The following is a 24,894-nucleotide window of genomic DNA, read 5'->3' on the forward strand; positions in this document are numbered from 1 at the left end:
CGAATATGTGCGGAATTATGGCGGCAGCCAGCTGCCGGAACGTCACCCCGATTCTTCTGGAAGGTTTAAGGAGACTGGAATACAGAGGCTACGATTCCTGCGGCATCGCTCTCATCGGACCCGGCCAGGAACTGGAGCGTGCACGCACGGTCCGGCGCGTGGCCGATCTCACCCGACAGGTGCAGGATGAAGGGCTCGAGGGGACGACCGGCATCGCCCATACGCGCTGGGCGACGCACGGTGCCCCGGAGGTTCGAAACGCTCATCCCATTGTTTCAAACGGCATGATTGCAGTCGTCCACAACGGGATCATTGAAAATTATGCTGAGCTGAAGAAGGAGCTTGAATCCCGCGGCTATCAGTTCGCAAGCCAGACGGATACAGAAGTCATAGCCCATCTCATTCATTTTTATTATGAAGGAGATCTCCTGAAAGCCGTGTCGCGGGCGGTGACGCGCCTCCGCGGCAGCTTCGGGATAGCGGTCTGCTGCACGAAGGAGCCGCATGTCGTTGTCGGAGCCCGCCGCGGCTCGCCCCTTGTGATGGGGCTCGGGGAGAAGGCCAATTTCCTTGCCTCAGACGTGATGGCCCTGAGCGGCGTCACGGAGCGCTTTGTGTTTCTTGAGGAGGGGGATATTGCCCGCATCACTCCGGAGTCCGCAGAGATATTCAGGGCGGCCGGAGACGGAAAGCCCGAGCCGGTCTCGCGCCGCATCAAGGTCGTGACGGCTCACGACAACAATGTTGCGCTGGGGCCCTACCGCCACTACATGCAGAAGGAGATTTTCGAGCAGCCGCGCGCGATAGCCGACACTCTGGAGGGGGTGGCCGGGATCGTCCCCAGCATCTTCGGCCCAGAGGCGGAGGGAGTGTTCCGGCGTATACGGAGGATTCTGATACTGGCCTGCGGAACCAGCTACTATGCGGGCCTGACGGCCAAATACTGGATTGAGGCGATCGCGGGCATCCCGTGCGAGGTTGAGATCGCAAGCGAATACCGCTATCGGATCTCTATTCCGCATGAAGATTCGCTGGTTGTCTGCGTTTCCCAGTCCGGCGAGACCTCGGACACCCTGTCGGCACTTGCCCACGCCCAGTCGCTGGGGATGAGGCATACCCTTGCGATCTGCAATGTGGCCACTTCAGCGCTCGTCCATAACTGCGAGCTCCACTACATTACAAGGGCCGGGGTTGAAATCGGAGTGGCCTCCACGAAGGCCTTCACGACCCAGCTGGCGGCTCTGTATCTGCTCACGCTGGTGCTGGCCAAGCTCCACGGCCGGCTGCCTCTGGCGGAGGAAGAGCAGAGGATGAAGGCCCTCAGGCACATCCCCAGCGCGCTTCAGGCGGTTCTTGCCCTGGAGCCCCAGATCATGGCGACGGCGGATATTTTCGCCACCAAGCAGGACGCGCTTTTCCTCGGCCGCGGGATGCACTATCCCATTGCCCTGGAAGGAGCTCTTAAGCTCAAGGAAATCAGCTACATCCATGCGGAGGCTTATCCTGCCGGGGAGCTCAAGCACGGCCCGCTCGCGCTGGTGGACTCATCCATGCCGGTTGTGGTCGTGGCTCCCAATGACAGCCTTTTGGAAAAGCTGAAGGGAAACATGGCGGAGGTGAGCGCCCGCGGCGGGGAGCTTTACGTCTTTGCCGATGGGGACTCAGCCATCGTGGGCGGAGAGAAAGTGCATGTGCTTAGGCTGCCGGAACATTACGGCGACCTGTCCCCCATCCTTCACGTGGTGGCCCTGCAGCTGCTCGCTTACCACACCGCCCTCATTCGCGGCACGGATGTGGACAAGCCGAGAAATCTTGCTAAATCAGTGACTGTCGAATAACGGTCAGGCCGCATTTCAGCTTCTCCTGTTTTTTATGCGGAAAGCGTCATCGCGCTCTCCCAGGCGGGGCGTTTTCGTCCGAGGCAGAAGCCAGAAAGGCATGCGCCGTTCAAACGTAAATAAAAATAAAGGCAGGCGGGAAGAGGGGGCGGCGTGTTTTTTTCTGTGGTATAAATGAACATTCGTTCAGTTTTTGTAACAGAAGCTTCTGCGGGTTTTCGTAGAAATTTTCTGAAAGTAATCAGAATAATTGTAGCTAAGCTATTGAAATTCGGAGATTTATATAATGAGCGTTCGACAAGTCTCCCGTCGTACAGCACTCACTTTGGCCGTGATTGCCGCTGCGGTTCTGGCGGCAGGATGCGGAAAGCAGCAGGCCGCCACCCAGACAAAGACACCTCCTGTGGAGGTGACTGTGGCCACAGTGTCGGCCAGGCCCATCCAGGTCGATGAGGAGATCTCGGGGCGCACCGTCGCTTACCGCGTGGCGGAGGTTCGCCCTCAAGTGAGCGGCGTTCTTCAGAAGCGTCTGTTTACTGAAGGTCAAATGGTGAAGGCGGGGCAGCCCCTTTACCAGATTGATGCATCTACTTACCGCGCCAATGAAGCGAGCGCGAAGGCCTCTCTGGCCCAGGCTGAAGCGGAGCTGGCTCTGGCTAAGGCCGATGCCGCACGTTCTTCTGCCCTGGTGAAGGTCAACGCCGTTTCCAAGCAGTCTGATGACACCGCTCAGGCCAGAGTGCAGACGGCGGAGGCCTCGGTGAAGTCCGCACGCGCCGCTGTGACCAATGCCCAGATTAATGTTCGTTATACCTCGGTGCTCGCCCCAATCAGCGGGAGAGTCTCCATTTCCGAGGTGACGCCCGGCGCACTGATGACAGCCTACCAGGCGCAACGCATGACGGTTATTCATCAGCTCGATCCGATTTACGTCGATGTCCAGCAGACCAACAAGCAGCTTCTGCAGCTGCGCAGGGACATTGCCTCGGGCAAGCTGAAGTCCAACGCAGACGGAACCACTCCCGTCAAAATCATCCTGGAAGACGGAACGGTCTACCCGATCATGGGCCGGCTCACCTTTAGGGGTGTGTCGGTCGGTGAAGATTCCGGAACGGTGACCCTGAGAGCGGTCGTCAGCAATCCCAAGGGCGAGCTGCTGCCGGGCATGTTTGTCCGAGCTTCACTGCCTGCAGGAAACATGCCCTCCGCCATTACAGTAAGCGCCCGCTCCGTCATGAGGGATATGCGTGGCGACCCGTACGTTTTTGTCGTCACCCCGGACAATAAAATCGAGCAAAGAAGCATCAAGACCGGGGCGCTCGTTGGAGGAACCGACTGGGTTGTAGAGTCGGGGCTCAAGGTGGGCGAGAAAGTGGTTTATGCCGGTCTGGATAAAGTCCGCGCCGGGGCCTCTGTCACGGCCGTGGAAAAGGGCAGCGCGCAGGCAGCGGCCCAGAAGCCGTCTGAGGCTTCGCCTGCGGCCTCCGCTGCGGCCTCCAGCGCGGCGGCCAAGTAAGTCCTCGGGGGAGACGCCATGTCAAGATTTTTTATTGACCGCCCGATTTTTGCCTGGGTGATCGCGCTGGTCCTCATGCTGATGGGGACGCTGTCCATCTTTACCATGCCTGTGTCGCAGTACCCGCAGATTGCGCCCCCGCAGGTGACTGTGGTTGCCAACTACCCGGGCGCTTCCGCTGAGACGCTGCAGAATACGGTCACCCAGGTGATCGAGCAGCAGATGGTCGGCCTCGACGGCCTGATCTACATGAGCAATGAGTCTGACGGAACCGGCCGCATGCAAATGACCCTGACATTTGCGCCGGGAACCAATGCGGATATCGCTCAGGTTCAGGTGAACAACAAGCTTTCGATGGCTGAAGCCATGCTGCCTCAGGATGTGACCAGGCTGGGCATTCAGGTTCAGAAGTCAACGGCGAGCTTCCTGATGGTCGTGTCCTTTACGACCGATGACGGAAGTCTTTCGGTGGCCGATCTGGGCGACTTCCTGGTCAACACGGTGCAGGATCCGCTGTCCCGAATTACCGGCGTCGGACAGACGACGGTTTTCGGCGCTTCCTACGCCATGCGCGTCTGGCTGGATCCCCACAAGCTCTACGCCTATAACCTGACGGCCTCTGACGTCACCTCTGCCATTGCAGCTCAGAACGCCCAGGTCACGGCCGGTCAGCTGGGAGGGCTGCCTCACCCGAGCGATCAGCCTGTGGAGCTCAACGCGACAATTACAGCGCAGTCTCTGCTTAAATCGGTGGATGACTTTAAAAAGCTGATTGTCAAAACGACGGAATCCGGAGCGACCGTGCGCCTGGCGGATGTGGCAAACATCGAGCTGGGGCGGCAGTCTTACGATGTGCAGGGCACCTACAACGGCATCCCGGCTTCGGGTATTGCCATTTATCTGTCTGCGGGCGCCAACGCCATCGAAACGGCGGATCTGGTGAAAAAGAAGGTGGCGGAGCTGCAGCCCTACTTTCCGGCCGGCATGAAGGTGGTGTACCCCTATGAGACGACGCCCTTTGTGAAGGCGGCCATGAAAGAAGTAGTGAAGACTCTGATCGAGGCCATCATCCTGGTCGTGATCGTGATGTATCTCTTCCTTCAGAACTGGAGAGCGACGTTGATCCCGGCAGTTGCCGTGCCGGTGGTGTTGCTGGGCACCTTTGCAGTTCTCAAGTTAACGGGATTCACGCTCAACATGCTGACCATGTTCGGCTTGGTGCTGGCAATCGGCCTGCTGGTCGATGACGCCATCGTTGTGGTCGAGAACGTGGAGCGAGTGATGCGGGAGGACGGAACAGACGCCCGCACCGCCACCATCAAGTCGATGTCCCAGATCACGGGTGCTCTGGTCGGCGTGGCGCTGGTTCTGTCCGCAGTGTTCATCCCGATGGCATTCTTCGGAGGCTCTACCGGCGTGATTTACCGGCAGTTCTCCATCACCATCGTGACGGCCATGCTCCTGTCGGTCACCGTGGCCTTGTCTCTGTCACCGGCTCTCTGCGCATCGATTCTGAAGCCGGTCTCGGACAGCCACCACTTTGGGAAGAAAGGTTTCTTCGGGGCCTTTAACCGTGGCTTTGAAAAGGTGTCCAATGACTGCCGGCGCCTTGTTCTGTGGACGCACAATCATCTTTGGATGACTCTCGGCGTCTACGCCCTGATCTGGATTGGGGTCGTGGTCGGCTTTATGAAGCTGCCTGGCTCTTTTGTTCCGGAAGAGGACCAGGGGACGATGATGTTTACCGTTCAGACGCCTGCGGGAAGTGCTCAGGAGCGCGTGCAGGAAGCTGAAAAGCAGATCCGCGATTACTTCTTCTCCAAGGAAAAGAAGTATACGGATTCGGTTTTCGACGTGGCCGGCTTCTCTCTGGCCGGCGGCGGCCAGAACATGGGACTGGGCTTCGTGAAGCTCAAGGACTGGGCCGAGAGAACGGGCAAAGGGTCTGATCCCCAGTCCATCGCTCTGCGGGCCAATATCGCCATGTCCAAGTACAAAGACGCCCGCATCGTGTTTTTCCCGCCGCCCGCCATTCCTGAGCTGGGCATTGCGGACGGTTTCGATATGTATATCGAAGACCGGTCGGGTCAGGGGCACGAAAAGCTGATGCAGGTTCGCAACCAGTTCCTCGCGATGGCGAATAAGGATCCGCGCCTGAGCCTGGTTCGTCCGAACGGCATGGAGGACACGCCGCAGTACAAGCTGGAGATGGATCGTGAAAAACTCCAATCCTACGGTATCACGCTGAGCAACGCCAACACGGACCTCAGCACGATCTGGGGTGGAACGTACGTCAACCTGTTTATTGACCGCGAGCGCGTGAAGCGCGTTTACGTTCAGGCCGATCCCCATTTCCGCATGACCCCGGATGACCTGAAGCAGTGGTATGTCCGCAACTCTTCCGGCGAACTCGTGCCCTTCTCCGGTTTCTCCACCGGCAGCTGGACATTCGGTTCCCCGAGACTGGAGAGGTTTAACGCCAACGCAGCTGTCAACATCCAGGGCAACGCGGCCCCGGGAGTCTCCTCCGGTACGGCCATGGACGCCGTGGAGGAAATCGCCAAGAAGCTGCCCGCAGGATATGCCATCGAATGGAATGGCGTGTCTTATCAGGAACGCATGGCCAGCCAGGCTGCGGCGCCCCTGTACGCGCTGTCCCTGCTGGTGGTGTTCCTCTGCCTGGCGGCTCTGTACGAGTCCTGGACGATCCCGATCTCCATTCTGCTGGTCGTGCCGACAGGCGTGCTGGGTGCATTGGCGATGACGGGGCTGCTGGGAGGCCACAACGACGTGTACTTCCAGGTCGGCATGCTTACGACGATCGGCCTCGTTTCCAAGAACGCCATTCTGATTGTCGAGTTTGCGAAGATGCTCTATGACGCCGGGGAAGATCTGATTACCGCTTCTCTGGATGCCGTAAAGCTCCGCTTCCGCCCGATCGTCATGACTTCGCTTGCCTTCGGGCTGGGCGTTGTTCCGCTGGTCCTGGCGCATGGAGCCGGAGCCGGCGCGCAGAACGCGATCGGCATGGCCGTTCTTGGCGGCATCATTACGGGCACTATTCTGTGCGTGTGCCTGGTGCCCATGTTCTATGTGCAGGTGAACCGCATCTTCAGGACTAAGCGCCGCCAGCTGCCCGACGATAAGGGCGCTGCGGTCTGAGTGGGATGTTGAAAATGAAAAAGAAAACTGTATACGTCTCCCGCCGTGCCTTTTTGGGCTTAGGCGCAGTGTCCTCGGCATTGCTGCTTTCAGGGTGCGTCAACCTGGCGCCGGCTTATAAACAGCCTGCTGCGCCGGCTGAGACCACTGGACGCTGGGCCGTGGATCCTGCGGCGGCCGGTGTCAAGCAGGCTGAGCTCGTGGTTTGGGAGCAGTTTTTCCTGGACGAAAGGCTGAAGAAAGTCATACGCATGGCTCTGGACAACAACAGGGACCTGCGCAGGGCCATGCTCGAGGTCGAGAGGCTGCGGGCGCTCTATCGCGTGTCGCGGGCAGATCTATTCCCGTCCGTGTCCGCGACGGCTTCCGGCAGTCACGCCAGGTCCTCCGTGGATACGCTCACTCCCGGAGCCTCGCGGATTTCCCATGTCTATGCGGCGGATCTCGCGATGTCCTCCTACGAGATCGACTTTTTCGGACGCATACGCAATCTGAATGAACAGGCGCTGCAGGCTTATCTGGCCGGAGAGGACGCGCATCGGAGTGCCCAGAACACCCTCATCGCGGAAGTGGCCACGATGTGGCTGTCAATCGGGGCGGATCATGCCGCGCTTGATCTGGCCAATACAACGCTTCGCAGTCAGCAGCAGACTTACTCCTTGGTGGAAAAGAGCTACCAGTCTGGTACGGCCAACAAGCTCGAACTGTCTCAGTCCCAGCAGACGGTGGCCTCTGCCAAGGCCTCGGTGCAGGTTGCTCAGAATAGCCTGACCCAGGACGAAAACGCGCTGCGCCTGCTTGTGGGAGCGGAGGTGCCTCAGGAGCTTCTGCCGCGGCAGATTTCTTTGAAGGCTACGCTTCCTGCTTCGCTTCCCGCGGGGCTGCCCTCCGAGGTGCTGCTGCGCAGGCCCGACATAGCCGAGGCCGAGCGCAACCTCCGTTCAGCCAATGCGAGCATCGGGGTGGCGCGGGCCGCTTTCTTCCCGAGAGTCGCTCTGACGGGAGCCATAGGAACTGCCTCTACGGATCTTTCTGATCTCTTCAGCGGCGGCCGGGGCACATGGTCTTTCGCGCCGACGGTTTCCCTGCCTATTTTCCAGGGCGGGGCGAACGTAGCCAATCTTGAGGCTGCGAAGGTTTACCAGAAGGAAATGGTGGCGGCCTATGAAAAGGCGATTCAGTCGGCCTTCCGGGAAGTGAATGATGCTCTGTCTACGGAAAGCACGGTGACCAAGCGGCTGGCGGCTCAGGATGAGCTCGTCAAAGCCTCAGAAACGGCCTACGATCTTGCCATGACCAGATACAAGCATGGCGTTGACAATTTCCTTTCGGTTCTGGATGCCCAGAGAACGATGGTGGCTGCTCAGCAGACTCAGATTCAGACACAGCTGTCCCGCGCAGCCAGCCTTGTGACGCTCTACAAGGTGCTGGGCGGAGGGCAGGAGATAGAGAATCCGGTCCGCGGGGGCAACAAGGCATCATGAAGGAAGGAGTCAAACGCAGAGGCTCCAAAGCGGCGCAGAGGAGGGAGGAGATTCTGGATGCCGCCCTTCTCTGTTTCCGCGAAAAAGGATTCCACGCGGCCAGCATGAGCTCCGTTGCCAAGGCCTTTGGAATGAGCGCGGGGCACATCTACAACTACTTCAACAGCAAGGAAGATATCATCGGGGCCCTGGTGGCCCGATGGCTGAAGCAGTACATCAGCGAGACTCTGATAGTTGCAGAGAAAGACCCTGAGATCCAGAAGGAAAGACTCTACAAAATCGTCTACAGGGAACTTGATAAAAGAATCAACAGCGGCGATAAGGCTCTGCTGTTTGAAATAGCCGCCGAGAGCCTGCGCAACGAAAAAATCGCCCGGATCATCAGGAGCGCAGAGCAGGAAGCCGCCAAGTATCTGACTCAGCAGGCGCTGGAGCGCTATCAGGCCCTGAACCGCGAACCGCCTAAGGATTTGGTCTACAGGCTTGCCGTTGGAAACGCCATTTTCAACGGCCTTTGCTTTTTGTCCATTTCCAGATCGGATCTTTCCCTTGAGGCCCTGACGCCGATTGTCGTCCAACTGCTGATGAACCTAGACGGTTTTCCCATCGTAGCCGCAGAGGGCTCAGGCTCGGGGCATTCCCCTTCACCGTCCGGCAAAGGGGAATGAAGGCTCCGCGGCGGGAAAGGGATCTCCCGCCGGGAGCGTGCCGGCTCCTCCCTTACTTGGCCTGCAGCTCAATCGGGACGAAGATCCTGCTCTTGTTTCTCTGGATGAGAAGCGCAATCTGCTTGCGTCCCTTGAGAGCCTTGGAAAGGTCTCCGTTGGTCTTAACCGGGGTTCCGTTTACGGACACGATGATGTCCCCCGGACGAATCCCGGCTTTCGCAGCCGCGCCTTCAGCCTGTGCGATCAGAAGACCGGAAGTGCCGGCTCTCTTTGCTTCCTTAGCCGTCAGCGGGCGAACGGTAACGCCGAGTCTGCCCTGGGATTCCTGTTTTACCGCGCCCTGAGAGTCGTCGCTGTCCGAGCCTTTAGCCGCATGTGCACTTTCCGTCGAGCTCCCGATGGTGACAGGAATGCTGATCTGCTTCTTATCGCGCAGAACGGTCAGCTCGATGCGGGTGCCAGGCTTTGTAAACGAGATCAGCCTCGGTACGTCGCTGAAGCTCTTGATTTTTTCTCCGTTGACGGCAGTGATGATGTCCCCAGGCTTCAGGCCGGAGTTTGCGGCGGGGCCGTTGGCCTCAACCTGAGCGATGACGGCTCCTTTGGTTTCCTCAGGAAGTCCGAAGCTCTTTGCCAGTTCCGGCGACAGCTGCTGCACCATGACCCCGAGACGGCCGCGGGTTACTTTCCCGTTTTTGATGATCTGGTCTTTGACCTGGCTCGCAATGTTGATCGGGATCGCGAAGGAAAGGCCCATTGATCCGCCGGAAGTCGAGAAAATCTGCGAGTTGATGCCGATCACTTCGCCGTTCATGTTGAACAGCGGACCACCGGAGTTGCCCGGGTTGATGGCGACGTCCGTCTGTATGAACGGGACGATGTTTTCCTCAATGTTGCGGGATTTGGCAGAAACGATGCCCGCCGTGACGGAGTTGGTAAGGCCGAACGGACTGCCGATGGCCGCCACCCATTCGCCGACCTTGACATTGTCGCTGTTGCCGAGGCGGACGACAGGAAGCCCCTTAGCGTCAATTTTCACGACAGCAATATCCGTCTGTTCGTCGTAGCCGAGGACCTTGCCTTTGAATTCCCGGTCATCGGTCAGCCGGACGATGATCTCGTCGGCATCGCTCACCACATGCGCATTGGTGAGAATCAGGCCGTCAGAGCTGATGATAAAGCCAGATCCAGTGCCCCGCTGCTCAGGGACGGTGCGCTCTCCCCCGCCGAAGAAGGGGAAGCCGAAGCGCCTGAAGATTTCTGCCTGGTCATCCGGGATATTGTTGAACAGGCCGTTGACTTTTTCCTTGTGCGCCTTCTTGACCATGGAAATGTTCACAACAGCCTTGCCGTAGTGATCCACGAGGACCGTAAAGTCCGGCAGCTTCTGCTGATTGATGATGGGGCCGGGGGCGGCAGCCGAAGGTGAGGCGGCGTTTTTTGCATTGGCCGTGAAGACTCCGCCTGCGAACGCGGCCACAATGGCTGCCGTAACCAGGGCGGGTTTCATGAATTTGGAAGAAAACAACGTGAATCTCCTCGAAAAATGAGCGCGCAGGCCCTCTGGGCAACGCCTGCAGATAGCCATAAAGATAATGGAAAACGATATATCTGCGTTTATCAGTTTGTGTTCGAGTTGTGACTGTCCCCCCGGCTTTGTAACAAAAATTTGTCATCAGCGGGGGTATCCGGCCGAGGAAGCCGGATTTCCATGGTCGTGCCGCGGCCGTCCAGCCCGTCGAGCACCCTGATGCTGCCGTGATGGATGTCGACGATGCGCCTGACAATGGCAAGGCCCAGCCCGGTGCCTGATGTGTGGGTGCCAAGGGCTCTGTAGAAGCGTTCAAACACGCGGCTGCGGTCTTTTTCCGGAATTCCTGGTCCATTGTCTGAGACGCGGATCAGCACCCCATGTGCATCCGAAGATGCGGAGAGTTCAATTCGCCCGTTTTCAGGCGTGTACTTGATGGCATTGTCGGTGAGGTTGGTCACCATGAGATGCAGGGCGTCGGGCATCCCCAGAACTGTGAGGCTCGGGGAGGAGGACGAGACAGTGATGTTTTTCTGCCGTGCGATGGGCTGCATTTCACTGGCGATCGCGCAGAGCATTTCATCCACTCGAACGGAAGACTGCGGGTGCTGAACGGAATCTGGGTCAAGGCGCGCGATTGTGAGCAGCTGCTCGATCAGATGGGTCGCCCGGGCAATGCCCTCATCAAGCCGCAGAAAGTACTTCATGCGCTTTTCGTCCGAGTCGGCTTTCCGGGCGAGCTGCGCCTGCAGCTTGATCGCAGTGAGCGGTGTCCGCAGCTCATGGGCAGCATCGGCGGCGAAGCGCTTCTGCGCATCAAGACTCACAGAGAGGCGCTTCAGCAGGCGGTTGAGCTCTTCCACCAGGGAACGCAGCTCTTCGGGCAGGCCCTCGGTCGGGAGAGGCGTGAGCGAAGAGGGGGATCGCTGGGCCACGGAGCGGGCGGTTCTGTCCAGCGGGGCGAGTCCCTGGCCCACAATGAGCCAGATCAGAATGGCGGAGATGGGGACGGCGAAAAGGAAAGGCTGAAGAATGCGCAGCGACGACATGGCTGCGAGGCTCGTGCGGACCCGTACGGGCTGGCCTGCCTCGATGATTTCAGTGCCCGACGGCATGGTGTAGACACGCCAGTCGCTTCCTGCGAGATTCAGAGTGGAAAATCCTTCCTTTTCGAGAATCGGAAAAGGTTCTGTTTTGTCCGACAGAAAAAGCCTGTTGCTGGCCGAGTCGTAGATCTGCAGGCGGACCTGGTGCTCCGGGTTGCTGCCGACCAGCGTGACTTGCGAGGGGGAGAGACTTCCTCTTCTGGCCATGGCGCTGGCAGTCTGCTGCAGCTCGCGGTCGAGCAGGCGGTCAAACTCCTCCTCCGCAGAGTGCAGAGCCGCCCATCCCGCAATGAATCCGCCAACCAGCTGGACAAAAATCAGCGTGAAAAGGAGCCGTGTTCTGATGGAGCCCATGGCAGGTTATGTTTCGAGCAGATAGCCAACGCCCCGCACTGTCTTGATGGCATCCTCAGAAAGTTTCTTCCTTAAGTGGTGGATGTGGACTTCTATGGCATTGGAGCCGACGGCGGAATCCCAGTTGTACAGGTTTTCCTCAAGCTTCGAGCGGGGCTGCACGACGCCTGGTCGCTCCGCCAGGGCCTCAAGAAGCGCATACTCCTTGGCAGAGAGGATAACCGGTTTGCCCTCGTAGAAGACTTCGCGCGTTGCCGGCCGGATCTGAAGCTTGCCTCGCGTTATGACGGGTTCAGCCCGGCCGCTGGCCCTGCGTGACAAGGCGCGGATTCTTGCGGAAAGTTCTTCAAGGTCAAAAGGTTTGATCAGGTAGTCATCCGCCCCGGAGTCCAGTCCTTTTATTTTGTCGTCCAGCGTGTCCCGGGCTGTCGTTACGAGTACGGGAAGGTCGTTTTTCAGGCGGCGGATTTCCTTGAGCAGATCAAGTCCGTCCATCCCTGGCAGGCCCAGATCCAGGATAACCATGGAAAAACCCGTGGTTTTGAGGGCGAGCAGGGCAGAGTCGCCGTCCTGCAGCCAGTCAACGGCATAGCCCTCGCCCTGCAGCCAGTCGGAAACACTCTCACCGATCATAGGATCGTCTTCGACCAGTAAAATTCGCATGCGGTCAGTCCCCGGAAAAAAATTTTTCCCATTCATGCCAAAGGATATAGCGAAGACAGGGAAAAAGCACGGCCAGCAGCAGAAGAAAACCCGGCAGACGGTTCCAGACAGAAACCCTGCTTGCGGTCCAGTATTCCGCGGCCGCGCAGAAAACCGCGCCCGCCGCACAGACAAAGGCCGTCCAAAGCAGACACCCGAATAAACACAGGGCTGCGAAACGGCCGGCAGAGAGCCGCTTCGCGAAGCCGGCGCGCATTGGAAAACTCGATTTCGGCAGCGGCAGCACGCGATAGAAAAGCAGCCCCGGCAGTCTCCTGGGAAGCCCGATGCGATGCGTGCGCAGCAGGGGTGAAACCCGGCCTGGCCAAGGCAGGGGCCAGCCGAGGTGCCTTCTGCCCGCGAAAAACCAGAACAGATCCGAGAGAACAGCGGCGGCAAAGATCACGCAGGCGGTCTGGACGGGAGGAAGGATGCCCGAGGCCGCCAGAAAGGCAGCGAGCACGGCCAGGGTTTCTCCGCCGAGCAGAACGGCCAGGCCTGCGGCCGGCAGGCCCCAGGCCGCGGCGGCGCTCAGAACGGACATGGCGGGCAGCAGTTGGGAAAATGAAAGCATATGCTCGGAAACGTTTGCAGGATAGATCCTTGCCAGAGCAGACTTGCGGCGGCAGGCGGATTTTCTGCCAGACTGCCGCAGACCGATGCCGGGATTTTATCAGCAGGGCGGGTGCGCTCTGACCGCAGCGGGCTTCTGGACCGGTCCGGTTGGTGATAACCTTAAAGACTTGTACTCCGGGTGGCTGGTTATGGCTTTAGGTTCAACAATTTATAAAGTGGAGCTGGACATCTCTGATCTGGATCGCAGTTATTATGCGAGCCATTCCCTCACTGTGGCCCGGCATCCCTCAGAAACGGAGAGCCGCCTGATGCTGCGTCTCCTCGCCTTCAGCCTGTGGGGGAGCCCGACGCTGCGCTTCATCGACGGGCTGTCGAGGGACGGCGAGCCCGCACTCATGGACGTCGACGACACGGGATGGATCAGCCGCTGGATCGAGCTGGGCGTGCCCGCCGTGAAGCTCGTCAGAAAGGCGGCCGGCAGAAGCTCAAAGGTCATCGTTCTGTCCTATGGGGAGAGTCGGATCAGCCAGTGGTGGCAGTCCGGCCGCGCGGATTTTGAAAAAGTGGGGCGCCTGGGCGTCTACTGGATTTCCGATGACGAGCTCGCGGCCCTTGCCGGGCTGTGCGGACGGCATATGCGGCTGGCTGTGACGGTCCAGGATAAGATCGCATACGTCGCCGATGCGCTCGGGCACAACATCGAAATCGATGTGAGAACCCTGAAAGCCCCTCGGGCCGACTGAGGACTGCTACATGTCGCAGGCCTTCAGGGGCGCCCTGAGCTGTGCGCGGACATTGTCCATCCCCGAATAGAAGGCCTTCAGCATCACGAGGCCGAGGAACTTGCCTCTCTTGGTCACGATCAGCCGGTCAGGGTCCTGAGGATCCTGCCTGATCGCGCCGATCAGGCGCAGGCCGGTCATTTCCTTAAAAAGCGCGGTATCCAGGCTGACGCCATGGACTTCGCGGAAATATTTTCTGCTCAGCCTTCCTGCGAATACGCTCAGCATGAGCCTGTACTGGAGGATCTGATGCTTGGTGAAAATTCTGCGGCGCTCCGTGCCCATCAGTCCGGACTGAATGCGCTGGGCGTACCTGCTCAGGCTGAATGTGTTGACGTAAAGAGCATTGCCGAGGAATGAGAATGATCCGGAGCCGATTCCGAGGTATTCGTCATGGTCAATGACGTACTCATCGATGCCCTCGTCGTTGGTCCTGCCGAAAGTCCATGACGTGAGCTGGCGGTAATGCTTTCCCAGAGTGTTCAAAATGGTGTCGTACTGCTGCGACAGCTCCTGGCCCTTGGCCGCAATGACTCCCTTGACGCTGCGGCGGGTCTGGCTGGTGACCATGAGGGGGTAGGTTGTAACCTGGCGGGGGTTGAGCTGGCGGATAAGCTCCATGTCGCGGGCGATCATGTCGAGGGACTGGCCCCGGAAGCCGAACATCATGTCGACGTTGCAGGTTGGGAACAGGTCCTGGCAGGCGGCGATTCGGTCGTAGATTTCAGCGCCGGTTCCGAACTTGTCGCGTTCGGTAAGACGAAGGATGCCGTCGTCGAAGCTCTGCACGCCGATGGACATGCGGTCGACCAGCCCCTTGAGGTTTTTGAAGCTGGGGCTGGCGATTTCCTTGGGGTCTGTCTCGCAGGAAACCTCCTTGATGCCGGGGAACAGCTTCCTCGCCAGTTCGAGCGTCCTGATCAGTTCGTCTTCCAGAATGGTGGTCGTGCCGCCCCCCACGTAAACGGACTGGAAATCGTAGCCCAGGTCCTTGGCCATCTGCATCTCGGCCCGGAGGTTTTTGAAATATTCCCGGGCCTTGTATTCCTTGAACAGGAATCGATGGAAGGTGCAGTAGGTGCACAGCGTATGGCAGAAAGGCACGTGCATGTAAAGCAGGTACCGGTGCCCTTCCTGAGGAGCGGGCGGCGTCTTGAGCACCACCGGGTCCACAGAAAGTCCCCTGTCGATGTAAAACTGCATGATCCGGTCTGTCAGGTGGACCTGCCAGTCCGGCATGATGTGCTGGCCGTGAGTGAACGAAAGAGGCTGCTCGGTGTCAATTGGCATGGGTATCAGAAAAAAACAGGCGTGTCAGGAGCGTGTGATCGGCAAAGAGGGTATTTTTAATACATCTTTTTGATCGCTTCCGCAAACTTTGTGCTCAGCGGGCCGCGCTTGAGCTTCAGCGTGGGGGTGAGCAGCCCGTTGTCGATGGTCCACGGCCCAAGGCTGAGCGTGACGGCGCGGGGGAGAGAGTAGTGCGGGAAGCTTGCGGCCGCTGCCTTGGCGCGCTTCAGGGCGGCTTGTCTCGCCGGCGCCGCGGAGAGGCTTTCCGGATCGCGGGGGTCGAGCTTCAGGCTGCGTGCGAGCTTCTCCCATTCCTCGGGGTTCAGAACGGCGATAAGCGAAATGTAGGGCTTGTTTTCGCCGACGACGAAGGTCTGAGAGAAAAGGGGATCGGTTTCAATGGCGGACTCAAGGTCGACGGGAGGCACCTTCTCGCCTGTCGAGGTGACGATGATTTCTTTGATTCGGCCCTTGATGTACAGATGGCCGTCCTCCGAGATCGTCCCTACGTCTCCGGTCTTCAGCCAGCCGTCGGCAGTGAAGGCGTCCCTGGTGGCGTCGGGCCGGTTCCAGTATCCCCGCATGACGCTTGGTCCCTTGACCTGTATTTCATCGCCCTCGCCCAGGCGCACCTGCACGGAAGCGTATGGATGGCCCACGGTCCGGGGCTGGTTGTCCTGCAGGTTATTGCCGGCGATCACCGGCGAGGTCTCCGTCATGCCGTAGCCCTGAATGACGGACATCCCCAGCCCGCAGAAAACCTTGGCAACCTTCTGGCTGATGGCAGCCCCGCCGGAAATGGCCACGCGGAGCCGGCCGCCGAACTGATCCAGCAGCATTTGGGAAACGCGCCTTGTGAGCGTCCTGCTCACTATCGGATCGAGGAATTCACGCGGGCTGTGCTCAACCGGCAGGCGGTTTTTGCGGCAGAACTTTCTCCAGCCGACTTCAACGGCCCAGTCGAATAGCTTTTGCGCAAAGGGGCCCTTCTTGGTCAGAACGGCCTGAATCTTCGCGTAGGTCCGTTCGTAGATGCGGGGAACAGAGATGATGACGGTGGGCTTTACAACCTTAAAGTCCTCGGCCAGCAGCATGATGGAGCGGTTGTAGACCACCGTACAGCCCATGCCGAGGGGCAGATAGTATCCCAGGGTCCTTTCAAACGTGTGGGAAAGGGGCAGGAAGGACAAGAACACATCGCCCGCTACGGGGGTGAGGCAGTCGGTAGTGTCAACCACGTTGGTCAGGAAGTTTCTGTGGGTAAGCATGACCCCCTTGGGCCTTCCTGTAGTGCCTGATGTGTAGACGATGGCGCCGAGATCTTCCGGTTCTGGCGACTCCGTCAGGGCTGAGTCAGGAATGCCGGCCCCGTCCTTGAGCCACTGCTCGAGGGTGTGCAGGCGCACGCCGGAGCCGGAACCGGCGGGCAGCTGCGTTTCTTCCGTGAAGACGACGTGCTTGAGGTCCGGCATTGGGATCTGCTTGGCGGCTATCGCCTGCCAGCGGCTCAGCTTGCTGGTGATGAGAACCGAGGACTGAGAGTCTATCAGGATGAAGGCGCAGGCCCCTGGAGTGTCGATGGCATGCAGCGGCACCGGGGTGAGGGCGTTGGAGAGAGCGCCCTGGTCAGCGCAGACAGCATCGATTCCGTTCGGCAGCAGGATGGCGACCCTGGCGCACCGCGCAAGCCCGAGCGCCGCGTAGGCCCGGCGCCATGCGAGGATCCGGTCGGCGAGCTGCCGGTAGCTGTAGCTGTTCCATTTGCCGGCCGTGCGGTCGTACTGCCGCAGCGCCTCGTCATCGGGTGCAACTTTGAGCCGGTTGTTGATCAGGTCCGGTAAAACCCTTGCGGTTTTCAGCAGCGCAATTCGATCCGCAGTCGTGTTGCTCACTTTTTTCGTCCTTCAAAAAGCAGGGAAAACTCGCCCGAAAGCACTGGACGGGGCTAGGAGTTTTCCTCTGCCGCCTTCTTCTTGCCCTCAAGCTCTTCCCAGCGCGCATACTTGCGCTCCAGGATTTTCGGCAGTTCATCGAGCCTGACGCGGTCCGCCTTGATCTGCTCCACGGGGCTGCGGTGATAGCCCGGGTCAGCCATGGCTGCTATAAGTTTTTCCTGTTCCTGCTCAAGAGCCTCTATATCCCCTGGCAGCGACTCCAGCTCCTTGCCTTCCCTGTAAGTGAGGCGGAGGGCTTTTTTCCGCGCGGGCCGTGCCGGGAGGACGGGAGCTTTTTTCTCAGCCGGCTCTGGATTTGCAGGAACCGGCCGACGGTATTTTAACCAATCGGTGTAGCCGCCGACGTACTCATGCCACACGCCGCCGCCCTCCGCTGCCAGGACCTGGGTGACGGTGTTGTCGAGGAAGCGGCGGTCATGCGAGACGAGGATCAGGGTGCCAGAGAAGTCGGCGAGCGTCTGCTCCAGAATCTCGAGCGAATCTATGTCCAGGTCGTTTGTGGGCTCGTCGAGCACCAGCAGGTTGGCGGGCAGCGCGAAAAGCCGGGCCAGCAGGAGGCGGTTCCTCTCCCCGCCCGACAGGGCGGACACGGGGGAGTCTGCTCGCCTCGGGGAGAAAAGAAAATCGGCCAGGTAGCTTTTGACATGCTTCCTGACTCCGCCGATCTCAACCCATTCGCTGCCGGGGGCGATCGTATCGGCCACAGTTTTGTTCAGGTCAAGCTGGGCGCGCAGCTGGTCGAAATAGGCAATATGCAGGTTGGTTCCCAGCCTGACCGTTCCCTGATCGGGCGGAAGCTGCCCGAGAAGAATCTTGATGAGGGTGCTTTTCCCGGCCCCGTTCGGCCCTACGAGTCCGAGCCGGTCCCCTCTCATCAGCCGGAAATTCAGTCCTTTGATTACCTGCCTGCCGCCAAAGGACTTTGAAATCCCCCGCAGCTCGGCCACCAGCCGTCCGCTTTTCTCTCCAGAGTCGATCGACATGGTCACCCGCCCCATGCGCTCGCGCCGGGCCTCGCGCTCTCTGCGGAGCCGCTCGAGGCGCCTCACCCGCCCTTCGTTTCTCGTCCTTCGGGCTTCGATGCCCCGGCGAATCCAGACCTCTTCCTGTCTCCAGAATTTGTCGAACTTCCGGTTGGACGTCTCCTCGATGCTGAGCTCGTAGCTTTTATGCTGCTCGTAAGCCGCAAAATTGCCGGGATAGGATCTCAGGATCCCCCGGTCGAGCTCCACGATCCTCGTGGAGACATCGTCGAGAAACGCCCGGTCATGGGTGATCACGACGAGGGCCCGGTTGTTTCTGCAGGTTTCCTTGATGAGGCTTTCCAGCATGAGAATGCCGTCGATGTCGAGGTGGTTGGTCGGCTCGTCGAGCAGCAGAAGATCCGGGGACTGAGCAAAGGCAAGGGCGATGGCTGCTTTTTTCCTCTCTCCGCCGGAGGCCCTGGCCGGATCGATGTCCGGGTTCACCTTAAGCTTTTGCAGGAAGGCATCCAGCGAGGCGACCTGCTGCCAGTAGGTTCGGGAGTCCTCCTCATCAAAATGGGCGCGCAGGATCAGGCTTTCCTTGAGCGTAGGGGCCGCAGGAAGGTCGGGTTCCTGGGGCAGCCGGACGATTCTCAGGCCGTCTTTGGTCTGCTTTTCTCCGTCGTCGAGCCTGATTTCTCCGGCCAGGGCCTGGAGCAGGGAGCTTTTCCCCGTTCCATTGCGCCCGATCAGCCCGATCCTTTCCCCTTCGGCGATGGAAAGCTCCGCATTGTCGAGAAGAGGGACGTCACCATAGGCCAGAGAGGCTTTTCTTAGCGTAAGAAGTGTGTTCGGCATCTAAGACAAAGAGATGGAATTGACAACAGGGACCATTGTAGGGGCAAAATCCAAATGGCTTAAGATCTTGCCCTGAGCGCAGGCAGTCTTTCTGCACAAGGAGGGGATTTTCGATGGCACAACCGCTGGAATCATGGAAGGGCAGGGATCTTGTTGACATCTCCGGAGTGGGCGGGCAGGCCTTCCCCGAAGGAGCCCTCTACATTGTGGGGCTGCCTATTGGGAACTCGGCTGATATCACGATCCGGGCGCTCTGGGTGCTCGCGCTGGCCGACTTTATCGCGGCTGAGGATACCCGCCAGACCCAGAAAATTCTGATGAAATACGGCATCACCACCCCGGAAATTTCAGTGCGCGAGTTCAATGAGGTGACGGGGGCGCAGCGCATCATCGACAGCCTCAGAGAGGGGCGCAGGGTCGCGTTGGTCACAGATGCAGGGACTCCTGCGGTTTCGGACCCGGGGGCTCTGGTCGCCCGTATTGTGCTCGACGCGGGCTTTCGCGTCATTCCGATTCCCGGGGCGAGCGCAGTGATCACGGCGCTTTCAGGCTCCGGGCTTCAGGCGAAAACCTTCACTTTCGTCGGTTTCGTTCCTCCGCAGGCCAAGGCGAGGAAGGAGGCCTTGCAGCATTTCGCCCGCAGGGGGGACGCTTTTGTGCTGTATGAGGCGCCTCACCGCATCACGAATCTGCTGAAGGATCTGGCGGAGTGCCTCGAGCCGCAGCGCAGGGTCGTTGTGGCCCGGGAGATTACGAAGAAATTCGAGTCTTTTGCGACAATTCCAGCTTCAGGGCTGGCGGCTTGGGCGCAGGAGCACGAGCCGCGCGGGGAGTATGTTGTCCTCGTTGATCAGGCAGAGAAAAAGCCCGAAGGTCTGGACGAACGCTCCGCCGCGTGGGCCGCGGCAATCGCCGAGGCGCTTCCCTTGTCGAAGGCCGCCTCAATCGTCTCGAAAGTGACCGGCGTGGCTCGCGAGCAGGCCTATAAGACGCTCTGCGAGCTCAAACAGAAGCGAGACTGAAGCGCCTGTGGGACGGCAGGACGAGATGATACGGCTGCTTCGGATCGGGCGGCTCAGGGCCTTTCTGCGATCTCGCGGGTTTTGGAGGACTTGATGTCCCTCACGATGCTGTCGAGCATCATGGAAAGCTCTTCGAGCATGTTGGAATTGGTCACCACGCCGACGAGTTTTCCTTCGCCGTCCACGACGGGGAGCCGGCGGATGCCGAATTCACGCATGCGGGCCAGTGCGTCGATGATGTTCTCTTCTCCCTTCGTGACCACTGCCGGGGAGGACATGACTTCTCCCACGCTTGTCGCATCGGCGTCCCGGCCGGTCGCGACGACCTCGATGGCGACGTCGCGGTCCGTGATCATTCCTGTGGGTTCGTTTTTCTCGTTGACGACAACAAGGCTGCCGACATGATGCGAGCGCATGGCCTTGGCGCAGTCGCGGATGGAAACCTGAGCGGTGATGGTTTCCACGGGATGAACCGCGAGATCAATCACTTTCATGGAACGTGCGCGCATGTTCTCTGCCTCTCCAACAGAAAGATAAACAAGCTGGTCAGCCGCCGCGGCGGGGTAAGGAGATCCCGGGCGGCATGGACGATTATTTTAACGCGATTGGGATTTCTCTCCGCTCCTGGAGCGCCGGGGCTTGAGCGGCGGAGTGTCCGGCGCGAGGGCCTTGAAGTTGCTGAAGTCCCATAAGGTGCGATCCATCAGGTGCGAGGGGGTGACCCGCGTCATGCTCATGAAAATGTTGTACAGCCTGTCGCCGTCCTCCCGGTTCCAGCGCTTCATCATTTCCTTGATCTCATGCCGCTTTTTGTTTTCCGCCAGCCCGCAGAGATTTTTGGGGATAAGCGGGTAGCCCTGAAGCCTAGCCCATCGGGCGGTCTCCGATTCACGGACATAGGCGAGGGGCCTGATCACGATGTGACGGCCGTCGTCGCTGCGCAGCACGGGGGGCATTCCTTTGAGTCTGCCGCTGTAAAACATGTTGAGCAGCAGCGTGCTCACGATGTCGTCCATCTGGTGGCCCAGCGCAATTTTTGTGATGCCCAGACGGTCGGCGGCAGAGTAGAGAATGCCTCTCCTGAGCCGAGAGCAGAGCGAACAGATGTGCTGCCCGGTGGGGATGAGTTTCAGAATGGTTTTGTAGGTGTCCTGCCGCTCAATGTGATAAGGGACACCGATTTTTCGAAAGTACTCCGGCAGCAGTTCGTGGGGGAAGCCCGGCATGTTCATGTCAACGTTGATCGCCATGATGTCGAAGTGGATCGGTGCCCGCTTCTGCAGCTTGAGCAGCGTCTCCAGCAGCACGTAGCTGTCCTTGCCGCCGGACATTGCGACCCCGACCTTGTCGCCCTCCGCAATCATGCCGAAGTCGCAGATTGCCTGGCCAGTGAGCCGGACGATCCTTTTTTCAAGCTTTTTGGCCTCAACCGATTTCTTGACTTTCGGGGCGGCCTGTACAACAGTTCCTTTGGAACCGGGCTCTTCCTCCCGGCTCAGCGGGCGGATGGGAATCATTGTGTCCGTCATGGATCACTCCTTTATGTAAAGAGCTTCGACGCCGGCCGCGCGGGCCCCGCGCACGGCGTGCGGCTTGCGGCAGCAGACTCGCGCCGCCTTCACGCCGGGCAGGGCGGCGAGCCGGGCGAGCATTTTTTCAACGGCGCTCTCTACAAGATTGAGGTGGCCGCTCTGAAGGACCTGCCGGGCGATGTCGCAGAGATCGTCATAATTGACGGTATTCTCGATCGCATCGTCCAGGCGGGCTCTCGGAATCCAGACTTCGAGGGTGACCAGGACGGTCTGCGGGCTTTTGATTTCCCTCGGATAAATGCCCAGCCGGGCCTCGACTCTGAGGTCTTCGATGAAAATGCGGATGCATCCCGCGGCGATTTCCGGCAGTGTTGTCATTGCGGTTCTCCGGACAGAACGGTTTCGACGGCCCGCTCGCGCGCGGTGCGGATGGCCTGCGGGATGGCCGACGGATCGGCGGTTTGGGCGACGACATCCCTAGGGACGACGGACTTCGCTGCGGCCGATGCGGCCTCCCACCTGCCTCCCCAGCGGCTGCCCAGGAACCGGGCCGCCACCAACAGGTTCCGAAGCCGTTCTGGGCGCCTAAAAAAATCTGATTTTTCAAATATTTGAACAGCTTGATGCGCAGTCGGAGGGCTCAGAACGCCGGGCAGGCATCTGGAGACCAGATCGGCCATGCCCTGCAGTTCGCCGTTAGTCCTGAGCCCGCGGGCTATGCCGCCGGCGCGATTGCCGCTGCGGCTGAGCAGGATCGTGAAGCGAACGGGCAGGGCTGCGCCGGCTTTGGCGGATTCGTCAAGGCAGTGCAGGATCTCTTCTTCACATTCCAGACCCGGGATGACGCGTTCGAGCGCACCGCAGCGGGAGAGGACGCGGATCATCCGCGAGGGCTTTTTTTCCATCAGTCCCCTGGAAAGTTCGCGCATGACCCTTTCCGGGACCAGAGCGTCGGCTTCTCCGCTGCGGACCATGTCTTCGAGCAGCCTCCAGGTATCCTCCGCAATGCGGAAGTCCGGCAGCCTGGCGCTGAACCGGGCGAGCCGCAGGATGCGCACGGGGTCTTCGCGGAAGGCGGAGCTGACATGCCGGAAGATCCTGTCCCTGATGTCCTTTCTGCCGCCCCACGGATCGATGAAGCGTCCGAGGCTGTCCATAGCGATGGCGTTGATGGTCAGATCCCGCCTCTCCAGATCTTCCTCGAGAGTGACCTCGGGAGAGGCGTGGAATGTGAAGCCATGGTAGCCGGGGCCTGTTTTTCTCTCGGTCCGTGCCAGGGCGTATTCCTCATGAGTTCTGGGATGAAGAAAGACGGGGAAATCTGCTCCCACGGGAAGGAAGCCCTTTTGGACCATGTACTGCGGCGTGGCGCCCACCACTACGAAATCCCGGTCCTGCGGGGTCACGTCATAGCCCTCCTCTTTAAGGAGCAGGTCCCTCACGTATCCGCCGACGATGAAAATCTGAGGTTTCACGGCTGCTCTGCTCCTGCGGGGGAAATGGTCCCGAGTAGTCCGCTCAGGGTTCCGCGGGACTGGGAGGGCTCGAGAATACGCTGATACTCGGCCGTGTTGCCCAGGACTTTCTTGACATAGTCCCTGGTTTCTCTGAAGGGAATGAGCTCCGCGAAAACGGCTCCCTCCATGGGAGCGGAAAGCCTCGCGCGCCATGCGACGGAGCGGCCGGGGCCCGCGTTGTAGCCGGCGGTGGCCAGTATCTTTTGCCCGCTGAATTTATCGTTCAGGAATTTCAGATAGTAGCTGCCGAGCGTGATGTTGGTGGCCGGATCGTCCAGGTTGGCGGGGTCTGATGAAACGCCATACTGTTTCGCCGTCCATTTGGCAGTGGCCGTCAGCAGCTGCATCAGGCCCCGGGCGCCAGCCCCGGAGGACACGGCGGGCATGAACCTGGACTCCTGCCGGATGACGCCGTAGACCCAGGCGGTTGGAACCTGGGCTTCGGAGGCAATGCGCGAAACCATGGCGAGCGACGGAGTAGGGAAGGAAAGCTGCGAGAGGAACACTTCGTCAGAGAGCTTTCCCGCGGTGTTAATCATGCGATCGGCCAGCCCGATGCGCCTTGCGTATTCGGCCGCCGCGGCCAGCTGCCTTTGGTTCGCCCCCCGCAGCGCCCAGTTCCACTCTCTCGAGGCCATGGAATACAGCCGCAGGCGCCGCAGCATGATGGCCCTGATAATGCTGGGGTTCTGCATCCACTGCCTGACGTCTGCCTCGCTGATGCCGGGCTTTGGGAGGCGTTCTCCCGGATAGTCCTGGTTCAGCAGGTCACAGGCGAGCTTTCCGTAATAGCTGTGTTTTTTCGTAAGCGGGGTGAGAATGTCCGCGGCGTCGGCCTTCCGGTCAGTCTCCCAACGAGCCCTTCCAAGCCAGTACTGCCAGCCCTCGTCCCTTTTCCTGGACGGGCTCATGAGGGAAACAGCCCTTTCCACTCCGCCCCAGTCCTTCAGCGCGAGGCTCGAGCGGACGCGCCACTCGGCCACGGCGTCGGGCTGGTACAGGGCGCCGTTCGGCTGCATGGACGCGGCCTTTGAGAAGCTGAGGCGGGCGCTGCCGAAATCTCCGTTCAGGGCCTGGCGGTATCCCAGGAAATTCCACAGCAGATCCAGATCCTGCGCGGAAAGAGGCGCTCCGGACGGCATGGCGGCCAGCGATTCGGCCGCTGCGTCCGGATCCTTGAGCCCTTCCAGAAGGATGGCCGCGATGAAGCTGTCCTTGTCTGGGGCAGGGGTGTCCTCGAGGAATCCCGAGGGATTGGAAAACAGCGAAGACACCTCCCCCGGGTTCAGCTGCGAGTAGGAAGAGGCGATCTGGCGGGCCTTGGTCAGGTTCCGCCCCTGGATCAGGAGAAAAGCGACGGGCCAGGCCTGGCCGGGGCTGCGCTGCAGCACGGCATCGGCCAGCGCAGAGCTGTAGTCGGAGCGCAGGCTCGGGGCGGTGGCGAGCAGCCCGCAGGCTTCGCCCGCACTGCCTTCGCCCTGCTTCAGGCGGAAGACCTCGTTCCAGACCTTGAGGTCGGGTTCTTCCTTGTTCCACTGCAGTGGCGCGTAAAGCTTCTGAAAGACTTCAGAACGGCCCTTGGGCGCGTAAATGCGGGCGAGGTCGGTGCCCAGTCTTTCAGCGACGTATTCGCCCCGGTGGTCCTGGATGAAGGCAAGGGCCTGCTCTAGGGTGATTTCGTCGGCTGGATCAGCCTTCACGGCGTCGTAAAAATTCCAGGCAACGATGTAGTCTGACAGCGGGTAATTCTGAAGCTGGGCGGCGTATGAGGCCTTGTCTTCGGGGGCAAGCGTTCCCGTGCGGCGGCCCGCCATGAAGGCGGCGAAGGCGTCGTCCTGGGCCGTTCTGGGATAGGCCTGGAACAGGAAGTCACCGGAGGGAAAGCCCGAGGCGGGCGAGGCCGGCGCCGTCTGCGGAAACCGGGCGGCCTCAGGCGGCGCGCTCTGGGCGGACGGGCTCGAGGCTGCCAGCAGACAGGCGGAAAAAAGCAGCCCGATATCTTTAAAATTCATTCTTTATTCAGCAAATGTCGAATG

At 59.9% G+C, this 24,894-nt stretch carries 19 protein-coding genes; 7 read left to right on the forward strand and 12 right to left on the reverse strand.

The features are described 5' to 3' along the window. The first annotated feature begins 5 nt into the window (after positions 1–5). From glmS to MUN46_RS02770, 5 genes are all read left to right on the forward strand, one after another. A complete protein-coding gene (gene glmS, locus MUN46_RS02750; RefSeq protein WP_243376819.1) occupies positions 6–1,838 on the forward strand; it encodes a glutamine--fructose-6-phosphate transaminase (isomerizing) in 1,833 nt (610 codons plus the stop codon). 286 nt (positions 1,839–2,124) lie between these two features. After that, entirely contained in the window at positions 2,125–3,354 is a 1,230-nt protein-coding gene (locus MUN46_RS02755) for an efflux RND transporter periplasmic adaptor subunit (protein ID WP_243376820.1), read from the forward strand. A gap of 18 nt (positions 3,355–3,372) precedes the next feature. Continuing rightward, on the forward strand, positions 3,373–6,516 hold the full coding sequence (locus MUN46_RS02760) for an efflux RND transporter permease subunit (protein WP_243376821.1): 3,144 nt from the start codon (positions 3,373–3,375) through the stop codon (positions 6,514–6,516). A gap of 68 nt (positions 6,517–6,584) precedes the next feature. Continuing rightward, positions 6,585–8,000 (forward strand): efflux transporter outer membrane subunit, encoded by a 1,416-nt coding sequence (locus MUN46_RS02765; protein WP_285230544.1) that lies wholly within the window; start codon positions 6,585–6,587, stop codon positions 7,998–8,000. After that, positions 7,997–8,668 (forward strand): TetR/AcrR family transcriptional regulator, encoded by a 672-nt coding sequence (locus MUN46_RS02770; RefSeq protein WP_281069870.1) that lies wholly within the window; start codon positions 7,997–7,999, stop codon positions 8,666–8,668. The genes MUN46_RS02765 and MUN46_RS02770 overlap by 4 nt, the downstream gene beginning before the upstream one ends. 52 nt (positions 8,669–8,720) lie before the next feature. Here the strand turns inward: MUN46_RS02770 and MUN46_RS02775 are convergent, their stop codons facing one another. From MUN46_RS02775 to MUN46_RS02790, 4 genes are all read right to left on the reverse strand, one after another. Then, positions 8,721–10,178, reverse strand: a complete 1,458-nt coding sequence (locus MUN46_RS02775; protein WP_285230545.1) for a Do family serine endopeptidase — start codon at positions 10,176–10,178, stop codon at positions 8,721–8,723. Between the two features lie 110 nt (positions 10,179–10,288). Then, on the reverse strand, positions 10,289–11,659 hold the full coding sequence (locus tag MUN46_RS02780) for an ATP-binding protein (protein ID WP_243376825.1): 1,371 nt from the start codon (positions 11,657–11,659) through the stop codon (positions 10,289–10,291). Between the two features lie 6 nt (positions 11,660–11,665). Further along, positions 11,666–12,322 (reverse strand): response regulator, encoded by a 657-nt coding sequence (locus MUN46_RS02785; RefSeq protein ID WP_243376826.1) that lies wholly within the window; start codon positions 12,320–12,322, stop codon positions 11,666–11,668. A 4-nt stretch (positions 12,323–12,326) separates the two neighbouring features. After that, positions 12,327–12,824 (reverse strand): SNARE-associated domain-containing protein, encoded by a 498-nt coding sequence (locus MUN46_RS02790; RefSeq protein WP_243376827.1) that lies wholly within the window; start codon positions 12,822–12,824, stop codon positions 12,327–12,329. A 301-nt stretch (positions 12,825–13,125) separates the two neighbouring features. Between MUN46_RS02790 and MUN46_RS02795 the strand changes: the two genes are divergently transcribed. Then, on the forward strand, positions 13,126–13,680 hold the full coding sequence (locus MUN46_RS02795; RefSeq protein WP_243376828.1) for a YaeQ family protein: 555 nt from the start codon (positions 13,126–13,128) through the stop codon (positions 13,678–13,680). Between the two features lie 6 nt (positions 13,681–13,686). On the opposite strand, the gene MUN46_RS02800 is transcribed toward MUN46_RS02795, so the two are convergent. The 3 genes from MUN46_RS02800 to MUN46_RS02810 are packed head-to-tail and all read right to left on the reverse strand — an operon-like array spanning position 13,687 to position 18,787. Then, positions 13,687–15,009, reverse strand: a complete 1,323-nt coding sequence (locus MUN46_RS02800; RefSeq protein WP_243376829.1) for a coproporphyrinogen III oxidase family protein — start codon at positions 15,007–15,009, stop codon at positions 13,687–13,689. 56 nt (positions 15,010–15,065) lie between these two features. After that, positions 15,066–16,901, reverse strand: a complete 1,836-nt coding sequence (locus MUN46_RS02805) for an AMP-dependent synthetase/ligase (protein ID WP_243376830.1) — start codon at positions 16,899–16,901, stop codon at positions 15,066–15,068. 53 nt (positions 16,902–16,954) lie between these two features. Further along, a complete protein-coding gene (locus MUN46_RS02810) occupies positions 16,955–18,787 on the reverse strand; it encodes an ATP-binding cassette domain-containing protein (protein WP_243376831.1) in 1,833 nt (610 codons plus the stop codon). Between the two features lie 113 nt (positions 18,788–18,900). Between MUN46_RS02810 and rsmI the strand changes: the two genes are divergently transcribed. Beyond that, positions 18,901–19,809, forward strand: coding sequence for a 16S rRNA (cytidine(1402)-2'-O)-methyltransferase (rsmI, locus tag MUN46_RS02815; protein ID WP_243376832.1), 909 nt, complete (start codon positions 18,901–18,903; stop codon positions 19,807–19,809). 53 nt (positions 19,810–19,862) lie between these two features. Here the strand turns inward: rsmI and MUN46_RS02820 are convergent, their stop codons facing one another. From MUN46_RS02820 to MUN46_RS02840, 5 genes are all read right to left on the reverse strand, one after another. Then, positions 19,863–20,318 carry a CBS domain-containing protein gene (locus MUN46_RS02820; RefSeq protein ID WP_243376833.1) on the reverse strand — a complete coding sequence of 152 codons (456 nt, stop codon included), beginning with the start codon at positions 20,316–20,318 and terminating at the stop codon, positions 19,863–19,865. An 87-nt stretch (positions 20,319–20,405) separates the two neighbouring features. Continuing rightward, positions 20,406–21,338 carry a tRNA 2-thiocytidine(32) synthetase TtcA gene (gene ttcA / locus MUN46_RS02825; protein ID WP_243376834.1) on the reverse strand — a complete coding sequence of 311 codons (933 nt, stop codon included), beginning with the start codon at positions 21,336–21,338 and terminating at the stop codon, positions 20,406–20,408. A 3-nt stretch (positions 21,339–21,341) separates the two neighbouring features. After that, a complete protein-coding gene (locus MUN46_RS02830; RefSeq protein WP_243376835.1) occupies positions 21,342–21,719 on the reverse strand; it encodes a dihydroneopterin aldolase in 378 nt (125 codons plus the stop codon). Further along, positions 21,716–22,816, reverse strand: coding sequence for a tRNA nucleotidyltransferase/poly(A) polymerase-related protein (locus MUN46_RS02835; RefSeq protein WP_243376836.1), 1,101 nt, complete (start codon positions 22,814–22,816; stop codon positions 21,716–21,718). Before MUN46_RS02835 ends, MUN46_RS02830 begins: the two co-directional genes overlap by 4 nt. Next, complete coding sequence (locus MUN46_RS02840; protein WP_243376837.1) at positions 22,813–24,870, reverse strand: lytic transglycosylase domain-containing protein; 2,058 nt, start codon at positions 24,868–24,870, stop codon at positions 22,813–22,815. The genes MUN46_RS02835 and MUN46_RS02840 overlap by 4 nt, the downstream gene beginning before the upstream one ends. Positions 24,871–24,894 lie beyond the last annotated feature (24 nt).

The organism is Mesosutterella faecium, assembly GCF_022809315.2.
Taxonomy (GTDB): domain Bacteria; phylum Pseudomonadota; class Gammaproteobacteria; order Burkholderiales; family Burkholderiaceae_F; genus Mesosutterella; species Mesosutterella faecium.